The 19,431-nt window shown below is 66.8% G+C and carries 17 protein-coding genes; 5 read left to right on the top strand and 12 right to left on the bottom strand.

What is annotated here, in order from left to right:
* The first annotated feature begins 90 nt into the window (after positions 1-90).
* Positions 91-939: a 2OG-Fe(II) oxygenase gene (locus KIH07_RS19770; RefSeq protein ID WP_226493588.1), complete on the top strand. Its 849-nt coding sequence runs from the start codon at positions 91-93 to the stop codon at positions 937-939.
* Positions 940-972: 33 nt separating this feature from the next.
* On the opposite strand, the gene KIH07_RS19765 is transcribed toward KIH07_RS19770, so the two are convergent.
* From KIH07_RS19765 to KIH07_RS19750, 4 genes are all read right to left on the bottom strand, one after another.
* Positions 973-2,343 (bottom strand): sensor histidine kinase, encoded by a 1,371-nt coding sequence (locus KIH07_RS19765; protein WP_226493587.1) that lies wholly within the window; start codon positions 2,341-2,343, stop codon positions 973-975.
* Positions 2,340-3,002 (bottom strand): response regulator, encoded by a 663-nt coding sequence (locus tag KIH07_RS19760; RefSeq protein WP_226493586.1) that lies wholly within the window; start codon positions 3,000-3,002, stop codon positions 2,340-2,342. The genes KIH07_RS19765 and KIH07_RS19760 overlap by 4 nt, the downstream gene beginning before the upstream one ends.
* Before the next feature lie 4 nt (positions 3,003-3,006).
* Positions 3,007-4,059, bottom strand: a complete 1,053-nt coding sequence (locus tag KIH07_RS19755) for an endonuclease/exonuclease/phosphatase family protein (RefSeq protein WP_226494769.1) — start codon at positions 4,057-4,059, stop codon at positions 3,007-3,009.
* 191 nt (positions 4,060-4,250) lie between these two features.
* Complete coding sequence (locus KIH07_RS19750; protein WP_226493585.1) at positions 4,251-6,050, bottom strand: DEAD/DEAH box helicase; 1,800 nt, start codon at positions 6,048-6,050, stop codon at positions 4,251-4,253.
* Between the two features lie 258 nt (positions 6,051-6,308).
* Between KIH07_RS19750 and ettA the strand changes: the two genes are divergently transcribed.
* The 3 genes from ettA (at position 6,309) to KIH07_RS19735 (ending at position 10,850) form a co-directional block, all read left to right on the top strand.
* A complete protein-coding gene (ettA, locus tag KIH07_RS19745; protein ID WP_226493584.1) occupies positions 6,309-7,970 on the top strand; it encodes an energy-dependent translational throttle protein EttA in 1,662 nt (553 codons plus the stop codon).
* A gap of 125 nt (positions 7,971-8,095) precedes the next feature.
* Positions 8,096-8,641 (top strand): DUF1415 domain-containing protein, encoded by a 546-nt coding sequence (locus KIH07_RS19740; protein ID WP_226493583.1) that lies wholly within the window; start codon positions 8,096-8,098, stop codon positions 8,639-8,641.
* Positions 8,642-8,750: 109 nt separating this feature from the next.
* Positions 8,751-10,850: a DUF1631 family protein gene (locus KIH07_RS19735; RefSeq protein ID WP_226493582.1), complete on the top strand. Its 2,100-nt coding sequence runs from the start codon at positions 8,751-8,753 to the stop codon at positions 10,848-10,850.
* A 61-nt stretch (positions 10,851-10,911) separates the two neighbouring features.
* Here KIH07_RS19735 and KIH07_RS19730 read toward each other — a convergent pair whose 3' ends face one another.
* The 6 genes from KIH07_RS19730 to KIH07_RS19705 form a co-directional block, all read right to left on the bottom strand.
* Positions 10,912-12,249 carry a TAXI family TRAP transporter solute-binding subunit gene (locus KIH07_RS19730; RefSeq protein WP_226493581.1) on the bottom strand — a complete coding sequence of 446 codons (1,338 nt, stop codon included), beginning with the start codon at positions 12,247-12,249 and terminating at the stop codon, positions 10,912-10,914.
* 40 nt (positions 12,250-12,289) lie between these two features.
* Positions 12,290-13,876 carry a PAS domain-containing methyl-accepting chemotaxis protein gene (locus tag KIH07_RS19725; RefSeq protein ID WP_226493580.1) on the bottom strand — a complete coding sequence of 529 codons (1,587 nt, stop codon included), beginning with the start codon at positions 13,874-13,876 and terminating at the stop codon, positions 12,290-12,292.
* A gap of 284 nt (positions 13,877-14,160) precedes the next feature.
* Complete coding sequence (locus KIH07_RS19720) at positions 14,161-14,631, bottom strand: DUF411 domain-containing protein (RefSeq protein WP_226493579.1); 471 nt, start codon at positions 14,629-14,631, stop codon at positions 14,161-14,163.
* Positions 14,632-14,859: 228 nt separating this feature from the next.
* The gene (locus tag KIH07_RS19715; protein ID WP_226493578.1) at positions 14,860-15,288 is read right to left on the bottom strand and encodes a hypothetical protein; all 429 of its coding nucleotides are present in this window, start codon (positions 15,286-15,288) and stop codon (positions 14,860-14,862) included.
* A gap of 44 nt (positions 15,289-15,332) precedes the next feature.
* On the bottom strand, positions 15,333-16,115 hold the full coding sequence (locus tag KIH07_RS19710) for a DUF1223 domain-containing protein (protein ID WP_226493577.1): 783 nt from the start codon (positions 16,113-16,115) through the stop codon (positions 15,333-15,335).
* Between the two features lie 108 nt (positions 16,116-16,223).
* Positions 16,224-16,886, bottom strand: a complete 663-nt coding sequence (locus KIH07_RS19705; RefSeq protein ID WP_226494768.1) for a cation transporter — start codon at positions 16,884-16,886, stop codon at positions 16,224-16,226.
* 85 nt (positions 16,887-16,971) lie between these two features.
* Here KIH07_RS19705 and KIH07_RS19700 point away from each other — a divergent pair, with 85 nt between their 5' ends.
* On the top strand, positions 16,972-17,442 hold the full coding sequence (locus KIH07_RS19700) for a Cd(II)/Pb(II)-responsive transcriptional regulator (RefSeq protein ID WP_226493576.1): 471 nt from the start codon (positions 16,972-16,974) through the stop codon (positions 17,440-17,442).
* A 92-nt stretch (positions 17,443-17,534) separates the two neighbouring features.
* Here the strand turns inward: KIH07_RS19700 and KIH07_RS19695 are convergent, their stop codons facing one another.
* The gene (locus tag KIH07_RS19695; protein ID WP_264181860.1) at positions 17,535-18,290 is read right to left on the bottom strand and encodes an amino acid ABC transporter ATP-binding protein; all 756 of its coding nucleotides are present in this window, start codon (positions 18,288-18,290) and stop codon (positions 17,535-17,537) included.
* 32 nt (positions 18,291-18,322) lie between these two features.
* On the bottom strand, positions 18,323-19,426 hold the full coding sequence (locus tag KIH07_RS19690; RefSeq protein ID WP_226493575.1) for an amino acid ABC transporter permease: 1,104 nt from the start codon (positions 19,424-19,426) through the stop codon (positions 18,323-18,325).
* Between the last annotated feature and the right edge of the window lie 5 nt (positions 19,427-19,431).

Below are 19,431 nucleotides of genomic sequence, written 5' to 3'. Positions count from 1 at the left end.
AGACGTTCAATTCACTTGGAGGTGCTATTGATACGGATCGTTTGATGGCTCGCGGCATGGATGTGAACGAACAGTGTCGAGGAGCACACAATGGATGCGCACGGATTGAGCAGCCGCTTTGTTTTTGATGACCCGAAATACGCGGCCCTGGCGGCCGAGAGCGTGGACAAATACGCGCAAGGGTCTCCATTTCCCCATATCGCGTTTGACAACTTTCTGCCCGAGGACGTGGCGCAGGCGGTGTTGAGCGAATTCCCCAAGCCCGGCGACATCGACTGGCACAACTACAACCGCCAGACCGAAATCAAGCTGGTGTGCGCCGATGAAACCAAGTTCGGCCCGGTGACCCGCAACCTGTTCTACCAGTTGCATTCCCTGCCGTTTCTGCGCTTTCTCGAAAAAGTCACCGGCATTCCAAACCTGATTCCCGACCCGGCTTTGCGGGGTGGTGGGTTGCACCAGATCCGCAAGGGTGGCCTGCTCAAGCTGCACGCCGATTTCAACCACCACGACGCCACTTTTCTGGACCGCCGGGTGAACATCCTGCTGTACCTGAACAAGGATTGGAAAGAGGAGTACGGCGGCCACCTGGAGTTGTGGAACAAGGACACGTCGTTCTGTGGCGACAAGATCCTGCCGGTCTTCAACCGGCTGGCCATCTTTTCGACCACCAGCGAATCGTTCCACGGGCACCCCGACCCGCTCAATTGCCCGGAAGACGTGACCCGCAAGTCGCTGGCGCTGTATTACTACTCCAACGGTCGGCCCAAGGGCGAGGCCGACGGCATCCACACCACCATCTTCAAAGAGCGTCCCACCGAAGAGTTCAAAGGTGTTCTCTGGCGCATGGGCCAGGACTTTGCCCCGCCCATCCTGTGGCGCGCGGCCCGGCGCATGCGTGAGCGCTATTTCAGCGGAACGATCCAGAAGCGGGGCTGAGCGCTGAGCGCTCCGGCCTGACCGGTCGGGTGTTCAGGTTGGGGTTGGGGTGTCGGCGGCCATGGGAAAGCGGATGCGCGCCAGCAGCCCACCGGACGGCGCATCGGTGATCTCGAAATGGGCCGCGTGCAGATCGGCGATGCTTCTCACGATCGCCAGGCCCAACCCGCTGCCGGTGGATTGCCCCTGATCGAGCCGGACGAAGCGCTCCTGCACCCGCTCGCGGTCCGCGGCCGCGATGCCCGGTCCGTTGTCCATGACTTCCACCACCGCGTGGTGGCCTTCCACGCGCAAGGCGAGGTCCACGCGGGCCCCTTCGCCGGCGTAGCGCAGGGCGTTGTCCACCAGGTTGTCCAGCATGGCCCGCAGCGCCTGCGCATCGCCCCGCACACAGGCTGGGTCGGCCGAGGTCAGACCCAGATCGATGCGGTGTTCGGCGGCACGCGCCGCGAAGGACACCACCACCTCGCGTACCAGCGCGTCCAGTTGCACCATGGCGTGTTCGGAACGGCGGGCATCGGGTTCCAGCCGCGCCAGCTGCAAGAGCTGGGACACCAGGTGGCTGGTGCGCAGGATGCCCCGGTCCAGTTCGTCCAGCGCGGCGACGCGTTCGGCCTCCGGCGTGCGTCGCACCAGCTGGGCCTGCAGCCGGATGGCGGCCAGTGGCGTGTTGAGTTCGTGCGCGGCGTCGGCGAGGAACTGCCGCTGGTGGGCCAGCAGGACGTCCATGCGCGTGAGCAGCTGATTCAGGGTTTCGGCCAGTGGCACGATCTCCGCAGGCAACCCGGTGGTGGACACCGCTTGCAGGTCCGCGACATCGCGCTGGCCCAGTTCGCGGCGCATGTTTTCCAGCGGACGCAACGAGCGCAGGACCGCTTGGTGGATCAGCATGCCCAGCACCACCACCAGAACGCCCAGCGGGATCAACAGCCAGGTGGTCAGCTCGTAGAAGTGCTGCCGCCGGATATGGGTGGTGACGGCCACCTGGACCAGGCGGTCCCCCTGGGGCAGGGTGTAGAGGCGCCAACTCTGGCCACGCCAGGTCACGATGTGGTGCCCCGAGGGCTGCATCGGTGGACCGACCTCGGGCAGCGACGAGTACTGCAGCACACCCTGGTTGCTCCAGATCTGGCTGACGAACTGGTCCAGATACCTGTCTTCGGCGAACCACTTCTTTTCCAGGATGGACAGGTCTTGCGGTGCCTTGGGTGCCGCGTTGGCGCTGCCGGCATTCAAGGTCTTGTCATGCCGCAACACCGCCTGGGCAATCTGCTCCAGGCCCTGGTCCCGCACGTCGTTGAATCCACCCCAGGCGAGCCGAAACGTCAGAACACCGACCACCACCGAGGTCAGAACCAGGGCCGAGATCTGCCAGAGCAGAAGGCGCGATCGGATGGAGTTCAAGCGAGCGGCACCAGTTTGTAGCCCACACCCCGCACGTTGACGATCCAGGGCTCGCCCAGCTTCTTGCGCAGGTGGTGCAGATGCACCTCGACGGCGTTGCTGGTGACCTCGTTGCCCCAGTTGTAGAGCTGCTTTTCCAGCACATTCACCGACAGCACGGCCCCGGGCTGGCGCATCAGTATTTCCAGCAGATCGAACTCGCGCGGCGACAGCGCCAGCGGCGTGTCTCCGAGCCGTGCCTGTCGCTCGATCGGATTCAGTTGCAGCCGACCCAGCTGAAGCTGCGGCTGGCTTTGACCGCTTCGGCGGCGCGCGAGCGCGTGGATGCGGGCGATCAGTTCATCCAGATCAAAGGGTTTGCTCAGGTAGTCGTCGGCCCCCAGGTTCAATCCGGCCACGCGATCCTGAACAGCATCCCGTGCCGTCACCAGCATCACCGGGGTCTGCAGCCCCTGCTGACGCATCCGACGCAGTATCTGCAGGCCATCGATCTTGGGCAGCCCGATGTCGAGCAGGATCACGTCGTAGGTGTGGCTTTCGAGTGCGTTCAGCACATGCTGGCCGTCTCGCACCCGGTCCAGGGTGAACCCGGCCAGGGTCAGGCCTTTTTCCATGCTGGCGCCCAGCATGGCGTCGTCTTCGGCAAGCAGCAATTTCATGGGATCAGGAGGGTTCGTGTTCCGCACCGGTATTGGAACAGAACGGAACCTGTTCTTGGCCCTGCCGTTGCACCGGGTCCGGCAGCCGCAGGCGCAACAGCGCGCGCACGAACCCATGGTCGCTGCGGCTGCGGTCGCGGCCTTCGAACAGGTGGTCGTTGAAGACGTCGACGCGCTTCACATCGCCGATGGAGGCGCGGCTGGTGGCCACGAACTCTTCGCTCACCAGCACCTGGTCAAGCACCTCGGGGTAGCCCTGGTGGATGTGGGAGAAGGCCACGTCCCGGCGCAGCGCGGCCTCGCCCATCACGTCCCAGGCGCTGAAGAGCGCGTTGTCGCGCGCGCCCTTGTCGTAAGCCACTTGCGAGGTGGCGGCGATGAGTTGTGTGGTGACGCTGTGCGGGCCGTCGTTCAGATCGCCCATCACGATCAGTGGCAGTCGTGTGCGGTGCAGCAGCTCCACCACCTTCAGGCGCAGCGCCAGCGCTTCGCCAGCGCGCATGATGAGCGAGCGCAGCGAGCCAATGGCCTGCACGGTGGGGTCGTCCGGGTCTTCCAGTGGCCGGCCCTCGGCGTCTTGCAGGTACTTGGGGCGTTTGGATTTCAGGTGCGCGGTGATCACGCCCACGGCCTGGCCGTGCTTCATGCGCAGGGTGGCGAACAGTGGCGGGCGCTCGAAGCGGGTATGCGGCCCGAGGCCCGGCACATCCACCACCGCAGCGGCCGGAAAATCGACCAGCGACAGGACCGACTCGACCTTGAGGCGGCTGACGATGCCCACGCGCGGCGTGCCCTGCGCGCCGTGCTGGCCGGGGCCGTTCTCCGCGCCCGGCACGCTCACGAAGCCGTACTGCAGGCCGCTGCGCGCCACCGCCGCGCGCAATGCGACCTCGTCCCACACCTCCTGCACCGCGATCACATCGGCGTTGAGCACCTTGAAGCGTGCGCCGAGCCATTCGACCTTGCGCTCGAACTCGTTCTGGCTGTAGGGGTCCTGACCGTCGTAGAAGTGCCGCCCGGGCTGCGCCAGGTTGAGCAGATTGCAAGTTGCCACCATGAGGGTGGCGAAACGCGACTGCGCCCCGTTGCCGGTGAGGGCAGACGGGGCGACAGGGACTTGCGGGACGGGATACGTGCGGTCAGTTTCCATGACCGCACTGTAGTGCCAAACCCGGCGGGCCACGGGGTGCCCGCGCCGTCGAGGTCCGGGGCGCTGGAACCGCCCGGGAACCGACGGTGGAGGGGAAGTTACCGGATCCGGCCGAAGCTGGTGCGCAGCGGATCGGCGGGGCCTCCGCGCGGCGCGTCGCCGTTGCGGCCCTGGCCACCACGGCCCTGGCCGGAGCGGTTGCCGCGGTTGCCGGTGCGCATCGAGTCGATGCTGGTGCGCAGCGGGTCGGGCTGACCACCCGGGGCGGCGGTGCGTGGACGCGGTTCGCGGATGCGCAGGCTGCCCAGGTGGGCGTTGGGTCCAGGCTGGCGCTCTGCGCCGCCCTCGCCACGCGCCGGGCCACGGTCGCCGCGCTCGGGGCGATCGCCCCGATCCATGCGGTCACCCTGGGCCTGGCGCGGCGGGCGTTGGCCCTGCGCGCCATTGCGGTTGCCGCCGTTGCGCGGCTGGCCATTGCCGTTACCGTTGGGGCGCTGACCCGCCTGGGCGCGGCGGCCTTCGCCACGCGGGCCGTCGGCGGCCGGGCTGCCGTCACCGGCCGGGCGCTGGCGCTGGCCACCGCCGTTGCCGCGGCCACCTTGTGGCGCGTCGGCCTTCTTCTCGCGCACGCGCTGCAGCATCTCGGTGCGCGCGGCCTTGGCGGCGGCGGCCATCACCTCGCGGCTCGGCGGCTTGCCGGCGCCGCCCCAGATGGTCTGGCGGCCCATGGCGATGGGCTCGGCCTTTTCACCCGGCTCGGGCATGAACTCCTGGAAGATCTGCACCGGGATCTGCTGCTTGGTGAAGCGCTCGATGTCCATCATGAAGCCTTCTTCGTCCAGGCTCACGAGGTTGATGGCTTCACCGCTGTTGCCGGCGCGGCCGGTGCGGCCGATGCGGTGCACGTAGTCTTCGCAGACGTTGGGGATCTCGTAATTCACCACGTGCGGCAGCTCGTCGATGTCGATGCCGCGCGCCGCGATGTCGGTGGCCACCAGGGCCCTGATGTCACCGCTCTTGAAGCCTGCCAGTGCCTGGGTGCGGGCACCCTGACTCTTGTTGCCGTGCAGCGCCATCGCCTGGATGCCGTTTTTCGTGAGGTACTCGGCGACGTTGTTGGCGCCGAACTTGGTGCGGGTGAACACCAGCACCTGGCTCCAGTTGTGCTCATTGATGATGTGCACCAGCAGCGCCTTCTTCTTGCCACGGCCCACGGGGTGGATCACCTGGCTGATGCGCTGCACCGTGGTGTTGCGCGGGGTCACCTGGATGTGCAGCGGATCTTTCAGCAGGGCGCTGGCGAGGTCGCGGATTTCGTCGCTGAAGGTGGCGGAGAACAGCAGGCTCTGCTTTTCCTTGGGCACCAGGGCCAGGATCTTCTTCACGTCGTGGATGAAGCCCATGTCCAGCATGCGGTCGGCTTCGTCCAGCACCAGCATCTGCACGCCGGAGAGGTCGAGGAAACCCTGTTGCTGCAGATCGAGCAGGCGTCCGGGCGTGGCCACCAGGATGTCCACGCCGCGCTTCATGGCGTTGATCTGCGGGTTCATGCCCACGCCGCCGAAGACGACGGTGGAGGTCAGCGAGAGGTGCTTGCCGTAAGTGCGCACCGATTCTTCGACCTGGGCGGCCAGCTCGCGGGTGGGGGTGAGCACGAGGGCGCGGATGGCCACGCCGCCGAATTTGCTCTTGGCGCGTTCGCCCTGGCTCAGCAGGTGCAGCAGGGGCAGGGTGAAGGCGGCGGTCTTGCCGGTGCCGGTCTGGGCACCACCGAGCAGATCGCGTCCGGCCAGCACGGCGGGGATCGCCTCGGCCTGGATGGGGGTGGGGGTTTCGTAACCGTGCTCGCGCACAGCTTGCACGATGGCCGGGGCCAGATTCAGTTCTTCGAAGTTCATTGCTTGATGAGGCGCCCGTCCAGGGCGCTGGGGGCATCGGCCACTCCGGCTGCTGTCCTCTGTGTAGGAGGGCGGCGGCCGGTCAGTCTGGGGCTGATGGATTCACAAGGTGGGTGGCGGCCAGTGGCTGGTGCACACCCCCAGCATTGTGCTGGTGCCGGGCCTACTGAAGTGCCCAACAGCCGGTATTGTCGCATGCTGGGATAATCATGGGTTGCGCGGCCTTTCGGCTGCAGATCACTCGGACAGACAGACACCATGGCTCAATACGTTTTCTCCATGAACCGGGTCGGCAAAATCGTGCCGCCCAAGCGCCAGATTCTCAAGGACATCTCCCTCTCTTTCTTCCCCGGCGCCAAGATCGGCGTGCTCGGCACCAACGGTTCGGGCAAGTCCACGCTGCTCAAGATCATGGCCGGCTTGGACAAGGAGATCGAGGGCGAAGCCATCCCGATGCCGGGCATCCGCATCGGCTACCTGCCGCAGGAACCTCAGCTTGATCCCGAACAGAACGTGCGCGAAGCGGTCGAGGCCAGCATGAGCGGCGTGCGCGCCGCCCAGAAGCGGCTCGAAGAGGTGTACGCGGCCTACGCCGAAGAAGACGCCGACTTCGACGCCCTGGCCGCCGAGCAGGCCCAGCTCGAAGCCATCATTTCCACCGCAGGCACCGACAGCGAACACCAGCTCGAGATCGCCGCCGACGCGCTGCGCCTGCCGCCCTGGGAGGCCAAGATCGGCCAGCTCTCCGGCGGTGAAAAACGCCGTGTGGCGCTGTGCTGCATGCTGTTGTCCAAGCCCGACATGCTGCTGCTGGACGAACCCACCAACCACCTGGACGCCGAGTCGGTGGAATGGCTGGAGCAGTTCCTCAAGCGCTTCTCGGGCACCGTGGTGGCCATCACCCACGACCGCTACTTCCTGGACAACGCGGCCGAGTGGATTCTTGAACTCGACCGCGGCCAAGGCATCCCCTACAAGGGCAATTACTCCACCTGGCTGGAGCAGAAGGAAGCCCGTCTGGAGCAGGAGCAGCGCACCGAAGACGCCCGCACCAAGGCCATGAAGAAGGAACTGGAGTGGGTGCGCCAGAACCCCAAGGGTCGGCAAGCCAAGAGCAAGGCCCGCCTGGCGCGCTTTGAAGAGCTGAGCGACGTCGACTACCAGAAGCGCAACGAAACCAACGAGATCTTCATTCCCGTGGCCGAGCGCCTGGGCAACGAGGTGTTCGAGTTCAAGAACGTGAGCAAGAGCTATGGCGACCGCCTGCTGATCGACAACCTGAGCTTCCAGATCCCGGCCGGCGCCATCGTCGGCATCATCGGCCCCAACGGCGCGGGCAAGTCCACGCTGTTCAAGCTGATCTCGGGCAAGGAGCAGCCCGACAGCGGTGAAGTCAAGATCGGCCAGACCGTGAAGATGGCGGTGGTGGACCAGAGCCGCGACGACCTGTCGAACGAAAAGACCGTCTGGGAAGACATCTCGGGCGGCCTGGACATGATCACGGTCGGCAAGTTCCAGATGCCCAGCCGGGCCTACTGCGGCCGTTTCAACTTCTCCGGCGGTGACCAGCAGAAACGCGTGGGCACGCTTTCGGGCGGTGAACGCGGTCGCCTGCACCTGGCCAAGACCCTGGCCGAAGGCGGCAACGTGCTGCTGCTGGACGAACCCTCGAACGACCTGGATGTCGAAACCCTGCGCGCGCTGGAAGACGCGTTGCTGGAGTTCGCCGGCTGCGCGCTGGTGATCAGCCACGATCGCTGGTTCCTGGACCGCATCGCCACCCACATCCTGGCCGCCGAAGGCGATAGCCAGTGGGTGTTCTTCAACGGCAACTACCAGGAATACGAGGCCGACAAGAAGAAGCGCCTGGGCGAAGAGGGTGCGCGGCCGCACCGGTTCCGCTACAAAGCCTTGAAGTGAGGCCCACCCCCGCGCCGCGCCTTGCGGCGCGTCACCCCCTCAAGGGGGCAATGCCTGCGGGCCGGGAAACCCGGACCCGCGGCATTCTGCGATAGCTACCCTTTTCTCGATTTGCACTTTCTCTTATGACCGACGAACAAGTTCTTGCCGACACCCGCCACTGGATCGAGAAGGCGGTGATCGGGCTGAACCTGTGTCCGTTCGCGCGGTCGGTCTATGTGAAGAACCAGGTGCGCATCGTGGTGAGCCGGGCGCGGCATCTGGATGCATTCCTGGACGACTTGGACCGAGAGCTGGACCTGCTGGTGAACACGCCGGCCGACGAGATCGACACCACGTTGCTGGTGCACCCCACGCTGTTTCCGGATTTTTTCGTCTTCAACGACTTCATGGGCGTGGTGGACGATGTGGTGGAAGAGCACGGGCTCGACGGCGTGATCCAGGTCGCGAGCTTCCACCCTCAGTTCCAGTTTGAGGGCGTTGAACCCGACGACATCAGCAACGCCACCAACCGCGCGCCTTTCCCCACGCTGCACCTGTTGCGCGAAGAAAGCGTGGCGCGTGCGGTGGCTTCCGATGGCGGGGACGCGGACGCGATCGTCGAGCGCAACATCCAGACCCTGCGGGCCCTGGGCGTCTCGGGGTGGCAGGCGCTGTTGGCAAAGCCTTGAACTGGCGGGTTTGGGCGCGCACATCCGGGTTTCGCGTACCAGGCTGGGTGGTGATAATGCAAGGCATACCAACCCTCACTCCTCGCGGAGATGAAAGGTACCCGGCCCCATGGACGCCAGCCCCAACGAGTCCTTTGATGCGTGCCTGAAAGAAGCCCTTGTGCAAACGCGCGAGTGGATTCCGCGCTGGCTTGCCAAACTGCACGAGACGCTGCAACAGCGCGAAAGCGTTGCAAGCCACCTGCATGAAAAGCAGGCACTCGGTCAGGCCCGGACCACACTGGAGAGCCACCGCGAGGTGATCGCGGCGCGTTTTCTGGAAGCCTTTGCCGAATCGGTGGAAGGCGCGCTGCCTTCCTCCGGCAGCAAGGTTCGCAGCCTGAAATCGTTGAGCTTTGACGAACTGGAGCTCATGGGCGACGAGCAGGTGCAGGAGACGGTGGAGCTCGCCCGGGTGCAGCAGGTGATCAAGATGTCGGCCGACGAGGAACTGGTCGGACTCAACGCGCGCATGAGCCGCGCCCGTGGCCTGCAGCGGGTGCGCATCGAGGCCAACCCGTTGCGCTCCGAGGTGGTGGTAACGGCCTTGATACGCGCGCTCAGCGGGTTGCATGTGGACCCGGCGGTGCGTTCGCGCTGGTTGCAGACCGGTGCCGTGGCCCTCGGCGAGGAGTTGCAGGGCATGTACGCGCGCCTGAGTGCGCTGCTCGACAGCTGGGGCGTCGTGCCCGCGGGCTACACCGTGATCCAGACGCCCCAGGGCCGGACACCGACCCCGGCAGGGCCGGAGAGCGGCTCGCGCAGCGAATCGGTTTCGACGGAAGCGGTGCGCGGCCCCGATGCGCTGCTCACCCTGGACCACCTGCACCAGTTGCTGGTGGGCAACCTCGATCAGGCGGGCAGCGGCCCCAGCGACCAGGGCGCCTCGGGCTCGGGCAACGCCATGGTGCGCACCCTGGCGGCCGAGGTGGTCACGCTGATGCTGCGGCGCCTGACGACCGATGAGCGGCTGCTGGCCCCGCTGCGTGAGATGCTGCAGGGCCTGAAGCCGGCGCTCTTGCAGCTCGCGCGCAGCGACCCACGTTTTTTTGCCGATCGGCACAACCCCGCTCGCCGCTTGCTCGACGCCATCGCCGAGCGCGGCCTGGCATTCACCAGCGAGCAGGACTCGGGATACACCGCGTTCGCCACCCAGGTGCACGACGTCGTGCGCGCGTTGCAGGCTCCGGGTGCCGATCTGCCGGACCGTTTTCCCGGCTTGCTGGAGCAACTGACGCGCTCGCAGGCCGAGGCCCTGGCGCCCAGGCAGGCGCAGGCCCGCGGGCTGGCCGTGCAGACCCTGATGCGTGTGGAACAGCGCAACCTGCTGGCCGAACGGGTGGCGGCCGAGTTCCGCGCGCGCAACGATTTCGAGCGCGCGCCCGGCGTGGTGCGGCGCTTTCTGACCGGACCCTGGTCGCAGGTGGTGGCGCAGGCCCGCATGGACGCGGCCGAAAAGCCGGCGACGTCCGCATCCCTGGCACCCGCGCAGACGCCCGCGGTGCGTTACACCGAGATCCTGCCCGACCTGTTGTGGTCTTCCCAGCTGGCGCAGGCCAGTCGCAACCGGCCGCGCCTGATCAAGGTCATCCCCGGCTTGCTGCGCACCTTGCGCGAGGGGCTGGACGCGATCGATTACCCACGGGCCCAGACCGAGGCGTTTTTCGCGGCCCTGATGGGCCTGCACGAGGCGGCGTACAAGACCCAGCGCAACGAACCCGTCGAGGAAGCGCCACCGAGTGCTCAGTTCGAACCGGATGGCGACGAGCTCTGGATGCAACCGGCCGAAGCGCGCGACACCGGTTTCATGGAAGACGCGCTGATTGACACGCAGCCGGCTTTCGTGGACACCGAGATCCTGCCGCGCGACTGGGCCGATCTCAAGGAGGAGATGGCCGATGAGCAGGTGCAGGTCCTGCCCGTGGGCGCCTGGGTCGATGTCTGGCACGAGGGCCGTGCACTGCGCTGCCAGGTCACCTGGGCCAGTCCCCACGGGACCATGTTCCTGTTCACCGGGGCGGACGGGCGTTCCCTGTCCATGACGAAGCGGGGGGTGGAGCGCCTGCTGGCCCAAGACCGGCTGCGCGTGGTGGCCGACCATGGCATGGTCGACGACGCGCTGGACGACGTGACGCGCCAGGCCTGGATCAACAGCGCCCGGCAGCCATAGGCCTCGTCGTGCGGCGTCGGGGGTGGGTCTCGCTGGAGGCCCCCTGCGAGGCGGTTTTTGCTCAGGTCTTTCGCAGCAGTTTCTTGCGCACCAGGTGGATGTTGTTGCGCAGGGCGTAGAGCTCGTCGGTGTGCGACAGGGGCACCACGATTTTTTCCACCTTCAGTTCCATCGCGTCGAGCTGGTCGAGCAGCTCCTGCACCGGGGTGCCCCCTGGCTCGGCCGAGCCTTCGCTGCGCTGCTCGATGTCGCGCAGCTCGGCGTACCAGCGGAACACCCGTGAGCGGATGCGGAAGGTGTAGAGCGGCGGCACGATGCGCGAGAGCGGCAGCGCCAGCGCGATGATCAGGCCCATGGCCAGCCACATGCGCTCGACCAGGTTGGCCAGCCAGAACGGCAGGTAGCGTTGCAGGAACGGCGGGCCGTTGCGGATGGCGCGCACCGCCTCGGGCGACAGCGGCACTTCGCTGTGTTCCAGGCTGGGGTATTCGCGGGCTCGGCTGAACCAGCCAGCGCCCCCGTGCAGGCCGGTGGCGGTCTGGGCGAACAGCTGCAGGATGGCCGGGTGTGTCTTGCTGGTGGCCAGCAGGCTGGTGGTGGAGGCCACGAGCCGCATGTCGTGCGTGGGGATGTTCTTGGAGAGATCGACCACCCCTTGCGGCATCACCACCGGCGTGAGGTACCCAAAACGGCGCGAATAGGCTTCGCTCTGCGCGAAGTCCAGCAGCTTGATGCCCGGCGACTGCAGCAGCATCTGCACCATGAGCGATTCGGGGGCCGAGGCGAACACCACGGCGTCCACCTGGCCGTCCAGGAAGGCGACGGTGGCCGGGGTCTGTTCCAGTTCGCTGAGCTGGAGCTGGTTGCGCTCGACGCGGTTGACGTCGAGCAGGGTGGAGAACAGGCGCGGCACGCCGCTGCCGGGGGTGCCCACGTTGACGCGCCAGCCCTGCAGCTCGGTCAAGGTGGTGATGGTGTCTGTCTGGTTCAGGCGTTGCGCCGAGTCTTCCCGGTAAAACAGCCACAGCGGTTCGACGAACAGGCTGCCCAGCGAAGAAATCGACTCCTCGTCGTCATAGCCGATGTCGGCGCTGCCGCCCTGCACGAATCCCAGGTCGGCCCGGCCGGTGCGCAGCAGTTCGAGGTTGGCCGACGAGCCTTCGGAGGGCAGCAGTTCCACGGTGATGCCGTAGCGCGCCAGCGCGTCGGCGTAGCGTTTGCCGAACTCGTCGTAAGCGCTTTGCGCTGGGCCGGTGGCCAGCACCACGCGCTTGGGTGGGTTGGGGTCGAGCCACCAGTAGGTGAGCGCGAGCAGGGCGATGGTCAGCAGCGCGAACGGGCCGAAGGACACCGCCAGATCGCGCAGCGACAGCAGGGTGTAGCGGATGTTGTGGGGCATTGCGCTACCTTAGCACGCAGCCGTTGCGTGCCGGTGGCGCTCAGGCGTGGCCGTGCGTGGACAGGTTGCTCAAGCGGAAGATCTGCACCGCGTCGTGCATCACCCGGGCCTGGCTCTGCAGCGAACTGGCCGCCGCGGCCAGTTCTTCGACCATGGCCGAGTTCTGCTGCGTCACGGTGTCGAGCTGCACCACCGCCTGGTTGATCTGCGACAGGCCCAGGGACTGTTCGCGCGTGGCACCGGTGATCTCGCCGATCAGATTGTTGACCTGCTGCACCGCGCCGACGATGTTGCCCATGGTCTTGCCGGCGTTGTGCACCAGTTGGCTGCCCTGCGAGACCTGGCTGGCCGAGGTGTCGATCAGGAGCTTGATTTCCTTGGCGGCACCCAGCGTGCGCTGCGCCAGGCTGCGCACCTCGGCGGCCACGACCGCGAAGCCGCGGCCCTGTTCGCCCGCCCGCGCCGCCTCCACAGCGGCGTTCAGCGCGAGGATGTTGGTCTGGAACGAAATGCTGTCGATCACCTGGATGATTTCTCCGATGCGGCTGGACGAGCGGCTGATCTCGTCCATGGTCGAGACCACCGCGCCCATGGCCTCGTTGCCCTCGCGTGCGACCTGCGTCGCCTGGCCGGCCAGCACGCCCGCTTCGCGTGCCGAGTGGGCACTCTGCGCCACCGTGTTGGTGAGCTGCTCCATCGAGGCCGCGGTTTCCTCCAGGCTGCTGGCCTGCGATTCGGTGCGCGCCGAGAGGTCGTGGTTGCCGCTGGCGATCTCGCCAGACGCGACCTGCACGCCTTCCACTTCGTGGCGCACGTCGGTGACCACGGCCTGCAGGTTGACGTTGAGCTGGTTCAGCGCGCGCGCCAGGTCGCCCAGTTCACCGGTCAGCTGCCCCCGGAAGCGCGCCGAAAGGTCGCCCGCGGCCATCTGGTTGGCAAACCGAACGGCCTCTTCCACGGGCCGCACCATCAGACGGCGCATGAAGGCCGAGGCCATGATCGCAAGCGCGGCGGTGGCGCCAAACGCCGCGTAATGCACGGCGTCGGGCATGCCTTCGGTGGCGCTTTCGAGCATCTGCACCAGAAAAGCCAGCGCGAGGGCGATCACTCCCATCCGGCGGCCCAGGGTCGGGCGGGTCCAGCGCTGCAGCGCGCCGCGCCAGCCGGTGCGCACCACCCGGGCGCGGTGCAGCGCGATGCGGGGTCGGCCGCTCTCGGTCTCCGAGCGCATGCGCTGGTACAGCGCTTCGGCCTCTTCCACTTGCTGGCGTGTGGGCTTGGTGCGCACCGACATGTAGCCCACGGGCTGGCCGTTCTCGACGATCGGTGTGGCGTTGGCCAGGACCCAGTAGTGGTCGCCGCTCTTGCGGCGGTTCTTCACCATGGCCGACCAGGGCGAGCCGCTTTGCAGCGTGGCCCACATGTCGCGGAAGGCCTCGGCGGGCATGTCGGGGTGGCGCACGATGTTGTGCGGCTGGCCGATCAGTTCCTCACGGCTGTAGCCGCTGACCGCCACGAAATTCGGGTTGCAGTAGGTGATGTGGCTCTGCAGGTCGGTGGTGGAGACGAGCGTGACCCCGTCCGGAATGACGAACTCCTGGTGCGTGACGGGCAAATTGGTGCGCATGCGAACACCCCGAAAGGTTGGGTGGAACGGGCGGCATCACTGGGGAACGGATGCCGATCTACCCAACCCAGTATCGGGTTCCGGCACTTTCGCAAAGCCCCGAATACCCCTGGTTTCACCGGCTATATATAAGTGTTTGGTGTTAATGTTCCTTAAGGTTCGTGCCGGGATGGCGTGCCCTTCATTCGCTGCGTTGCCGTTCCATCACCTGGTAGCTGCCCAGCAGCGCGAGGGTGGTGATTGCCAGGATCTTCTGCATGGGGGCTCCGGGAGACATGCGGCCATCAGCCGCGGAAATAGGACTGGTAGACCTGACCGCTGCCGTCGGGCAGCACCAGCACCACGTCGTAGGGGTCCTTGCGGCCACCGTACACGGGGCCGTCCATGCCCGGGCTGCCCACCGGCATGCCCGGCACCGACAGCCCGATGGCCTTGGGTTTTTCCGCCAGCAGGCGGCGGATTTCGCGCGCGTTGACATGGCCTTCGACCACGTAGCCGCCGATGAGCGCCGTGTGGCACGAGGCGTATTTGTCGGGAAGGCCCAGGCGCTTGCGCACCGCGGTGTTGCCCGTTTCGAAGAGTTGGACCTGGAAGCCGTCGCGCTGCAGGTAGGCAACCCAGTCTTTGCAGCAGCCGCAGCTCGGGTCTTTCCAGACCTGCAGCACCTGGGCGGCGGGGGTGGCGGCCCAGGCGGGCAGGGCGGTGGCAGCCAGCAGGGCGGGGCCGGCGGCGAGGAGGAGGGAACGTCTTTGCATGGTGGCTCCTGAAAAAGAAACAGAAACGAAAGAAGGGTCAGACACTGGGGCTGAACGTGGACGGTGCCGCGCCCGCCCGCGTCGAAGAGTCAGGGGAGGTCGCAAGCGGCGCGGGAGACGGCGGCTGGCGCCGTCGGGAATGGCTCATGAAAACCTCTTGAAAACACAGACCGGCGTCGGCCATGGCTCCAGTCGGGGCGGTGGCAGACGCACCAAGGGCGTGTGAACTCAGGAAATGGGCGGCTTGTGGCCCTGCTGCGGCTCGGCGCTGGCGAACCGCACGGTCTGCGGCGCCGCGAGCAGCGGGTGGGCTTGCCGCGCGGGCACGCCAGGCGGGGTCGGCTGGGCCATGGCCACGCCGTTGCAGACGTCGCAGGTGCTGTGCGTCAGGGTACTGCCGTCCTGCGCCTGCGCGGTCGGTGCGTCTTGCGTCGCCATGCCGTGCGCAGTGGGCGCCTGCAACACGGTCGCCAGAGCCGGTGGGCCCAGGTTCTCGGCGCAGCCGGCGTGGGCAGCGCCTTGCGCCGGGGGCACCAGCATGGAAACCGCCATGGCATCGCCCACCCAGCCGCGCAGGGGCAGCAGGGCGATCAGGCAGGCGATGAGGAAGTGGCGCATGTGCAGGGAATGATAGGGCTGGCCCGGGGGAAGTTCCATGCGCGGGATCAAATGCCGGGATGGTCGGGTGTGGGCGCCATCGCTCAGGAGCAGCTCAGCACCAGCGCCTGCATGGGGCGGGTGCCACCACTGTCGGTGACCACGAAGGCCACGCGCAGACCGGTGGCCACCGCCGGCAGATCGAGCTGCACGCGGTGCGCCTGCGCCGCCGACCAGGCCGGCACCGGCCGGTACAGGCCCACCACGTGGTCGTGCTTCAGGTGTTCGCCCGCGTTTTCGCCGCGCGTGACCTGGCTGCTCAACCCGTCCCGCAGCACCGCCCAGTAGCCCGCGAACAAGGGCTGGCCGCCGCTGGCGTCGATGTGGGCCGTGACCTGGTGGCCCACACGGCGCAGACGCAGACCGGGAGCCTGCGCCGCCGGCAGGCGGGGCAATTGCCGGGCGGTCTGCCCCTGCCAGTTCCGGTGGTCCTGGCCGTTGAGCACCACCTGGGGCGTGTACACGTACCGGCCCCCGAGCGCTGCCTTGATCTGGTGCTGCCTGGCCGTGGTCTGCGGCGTGGCGAAACGGTCCAGCCAGCCCAGGTGGTCCCAGTAGCTCACGTGAAACGCCAACGCAATCACACCATCCTGCGCCTTCAGGCCGGAGAGCCAGCGGTCGGCCGGCGGGCAGGAGCTGCAGCCCTCGGAGGTGTAGAGCTCCACCACGGCGGGCGGTTGCGCGTCGGTGCTGGCCTCGCAGGTCTGGGCGCGGGCGTTGTGCGCGATGGCGGCGCCGGCCAGCAGCGCCAGCCAGAGCCCGGGCTGCCACGCATTGGGGCGGCTCGGTGGGGTGGCTGGGGTCGGAGGGGGGCGGGTGCGGGGCATGGCGATCTCCTTGGGCGCGGAGGCCGTTGGTCGCCCTTGGAGGCGGCCTTCTTTCAGCCGACCCGGCCTGGCCCGACGGACGGTTGCCGTCTGCGCCGGCGGCGCGGGTCAGTGCACATGGCCCTGACCCTGGACCCGAGACGGCAATCCGGCGAGTTCGCCCCGGGCCTGGCGCAGCACCGAGGTGCCCGCGCTGATGGCCAGTGCCGCCATGACCGCGGCCACGCCGAGATCGGGCCAGGCCGAACCGGTACCGAACACCCCCAGCGCCGCGCCCATGACCGCGAGGTTGGACAGCGCGTCGTTGCGCGAGCACAGCCACACGCTGCGCATGTTGGCGTCGCCACTGCGGAAGCGGTAGAGCAACACCGCCACGCCCGTGTTGACCAGCAGCGCGACGAAGCCGACCACACCCATGGTCAGGGGCTCGGGCACGCTGCCGGTGTGCAGCGTCCAGCCGGCGCGCGCCAGCACGAACACCCCGTAGGCGAACATGGTGGCGCCTTTGATCCAGGCCGCGCGGCTGCGCCACACCATCGCCATGCCGAACACCGCGAGCGAGAGCCCGTAGTTGGCGGCGTCGCCGGCGAAGTCCACCGCGTCGGCCAGCAGCGAGACCGAGCCGGCCTGCAGGCCCGCCACCAGTTCGACACCGAACATCGCGGCGTTCAGGACCAGGGCGATCCACAGCGCGCGGCGCCAGCGCGGATCGAGCAGGGCGGGGTTGGTGGCCGTTTCGGAAGAGCAGCCGGTGGAGCAGGAACAGGCCATGGTGGGGGCTTTCGTGGAGGGTGGTGCGCCGGTGGGCGGGAGGTCTGCCATGATTGGAAACCTTGAAGCCACTTGAAGGTCAAGCATGACGCAACCCCCTGTGTCGCAGGTGCCACGGCACCGCATTGGCGAAGCCGCCCAACGCTCGGGCGTGAGCGCGGCCAACATCCGCTACTACGAGCGCGAGGGCCTGCTGCAGGCCCAGACCCGCGCCGACAATGACTACCGCCTCTACAGCGAGGCCGACATCCACCGCCTGCGCTTTGTGCGCCAGTGCCGGGCCATGGACATGTCGCTTGACGAGGTGCGCACCCTGCTGGCACTGGACCTGAACGACAAGACCGACTGCGCCACCGCCAGCGCCGCGCTCGATGAACATCTGGGCCATGTGCGGCAGCGGCTGCGCGAGCTGCGCGCGCTGGAGAAAGACCTGCTCGCCTTGCGCAACCGCTGCGACGGTTCCGACGACCACTGCCACATCATCGAAGCGCTGCACCAACGGGCCGATGCGGTGCTGCTCGAATCCCCAGGTCCTGTTCCCCGGCGTCACGTCTGAAAAAAACCGGTCCGCGGGCAAAAAAAAGGGCCGCCCCAGCATAAGGGCCGCCCTTCTTCTTTGTGGCCCCGCAGGTGGGGCGACGCCGGGGCTCAATGCCCCAGGATCTTGGACAGGAAGTCCTTGCTCCGGTCGGTCTGCGGGTGGTTGAAGAACTCCTCGGGCGTGTTCTGCTCCACCACCTGGCCCTGGTCCATAAAGATCACGCGGTCGGCCACGGCCTTGGCGAAGCCCATTTCGTGCGTCACGCACAACATGGTCATGCCCTGGTCGGCCAGGCCGATCATCACGTCCAGCACTTCCTTGATCATCTCCGGGTCGAGCGCCGAGGTGGGCTCGTCGAACAGCATGATCTTGGGCGTGAGACACAGCGCGCGCGCAATCGCCACGCGCTGCTGCTGACCGCCCGAGAGCTGCAGCGGGTACTTGTGGGCGTGTTCGGCGATGCGCACGCGCTCCAGCTGCACCATGGCCTTTTCGATCGCCACGTTGCGTGGCAGCTTGGCCACCCAGGTGGGCGAGAGGATCAGGTTTTCCAGCACGGTCAGGTGCGGGAACAGGTTGAACTGCTGGAACACCATGCCCACTTCGCGGCGCACCTTGTCGATGCCCTTGACGTCGTCACCGACCACGGTGCCGTCCACCGTGAGCTTGCCTTCCTGGTATTCCTCCAGCGCGTTGACGCAGCGGATCAGGGTGGACTTGCCCGAGCCCGAGGGGCCGCAGATCACGACCTTCTCGCCCTTGGCGAAACTGAGGTTGACGTCGCGCAGCACGTGGTAGCCATTGCTGGCATACCACTTGTTGACGCCTTCGAAATGAATGATGGGGGCTTCTTGTTGGGTCATGAGAGGCTTTCTGATTTTGGGATGTTCTGCGTTCAGCGGACTTTGCTGACGGCGGTGCGCTTTTCCACCCACAGGCTGTAGCGCGACATGGCAAAACAGAACACGAAATAGATCAGCGTGATGAAGAAATAGGCTTCGAGCTTGAACGGGCGCCAGTCGGCGTCGGCGTTGAGTGCCAGGGCCAGTGCGCCGGTGAGCTCGTAAAGCGAGACGATGGTGACCAGCGAGGTGTCCTTGAACATGCCGATGAAGGTGTTCATGAGCGAAGGCACCACCATGGACAGTGCCTGCGGCAGCACGATCTTGCGCTGGGTCTGCCAATAGGTGAGACCCAGCGTGGCCGCGGCCTCGGTCTGGCCCTTGGGCAGGGCCTGCAGGCCACCGCGCACCACTTCGGCCATGTAGGCCGCCGAGAACAGCGTGATGCCCACCACCACGCGGATCAACACGTCGATGCTCACGCCCTCGGGCATGAACAGCGGCAGCATGAACGAGGCCATGAACAGCACCGTGATCAGCGGCACACCGCGGATCAGCTCCACGTAGAGCGTGCACAGTGTCTTGATGGCCGGCATGTTGGAGCGCCGGCCCAGCGCCACGAAGATCGAAAGTGGAAACGCCATCGTCATGGACACCACGGTCAGCATCACGGTCAGTGGCAGGCCACCCCACTGGTCGGTGGGCACCGCGGTCAGGCCGAGCACGCCACCCTTCATGAGCAGGAAATACACCACCAGCATGGTCAGCCAGATGGGGCCGAGCAAGCGGTTCCAGAAACGCGGCATGCAGCTGATGCCGACCACGCCCAGCATGAGCGCGGTGGCGATCACCGGGCGCCAGTGTTCGGTGTCCGGGTAGCGGCCCATCACGATGAGCCGGCCCTTTTCGGCGACCACACCCCAGCAGGCGCCGATGCCGCGCACGCTGTTGCAGGCCTCCAGGTTGGCGCCGAAGACGGCGTTCGTGAACACCCAGCCCGCAGCACCATACAGGGCCCACAGCGCCAGCGCCGCCACGATCAGCGTCTTCACGCTGTTGGCGGCGGAGGAGAACAGGTTGGTCTTGAGCCAGGCCAGGGCGCCCACGCTCAGGCCCGGCATCGGGCGTGCGTCGATTGGTTGGTAAATCTGTTGCATGGGGT

The sequence above is a fragment of the Hydrogenophaga taeniospiralis genome (genome assembly GCF_020510445.1).
Classification (GTDB): Bacteria; Pseudomonadota; Gammaproteobacteria; order Burkholderiales; family Burkholderiaceae_C; genus Hydrogenophaga.
The sequence above is the reverse complement of the archived record's forward strand: the minus strand, read 5'-3'. Positions and strand labels throughout refer to the sequence as shown.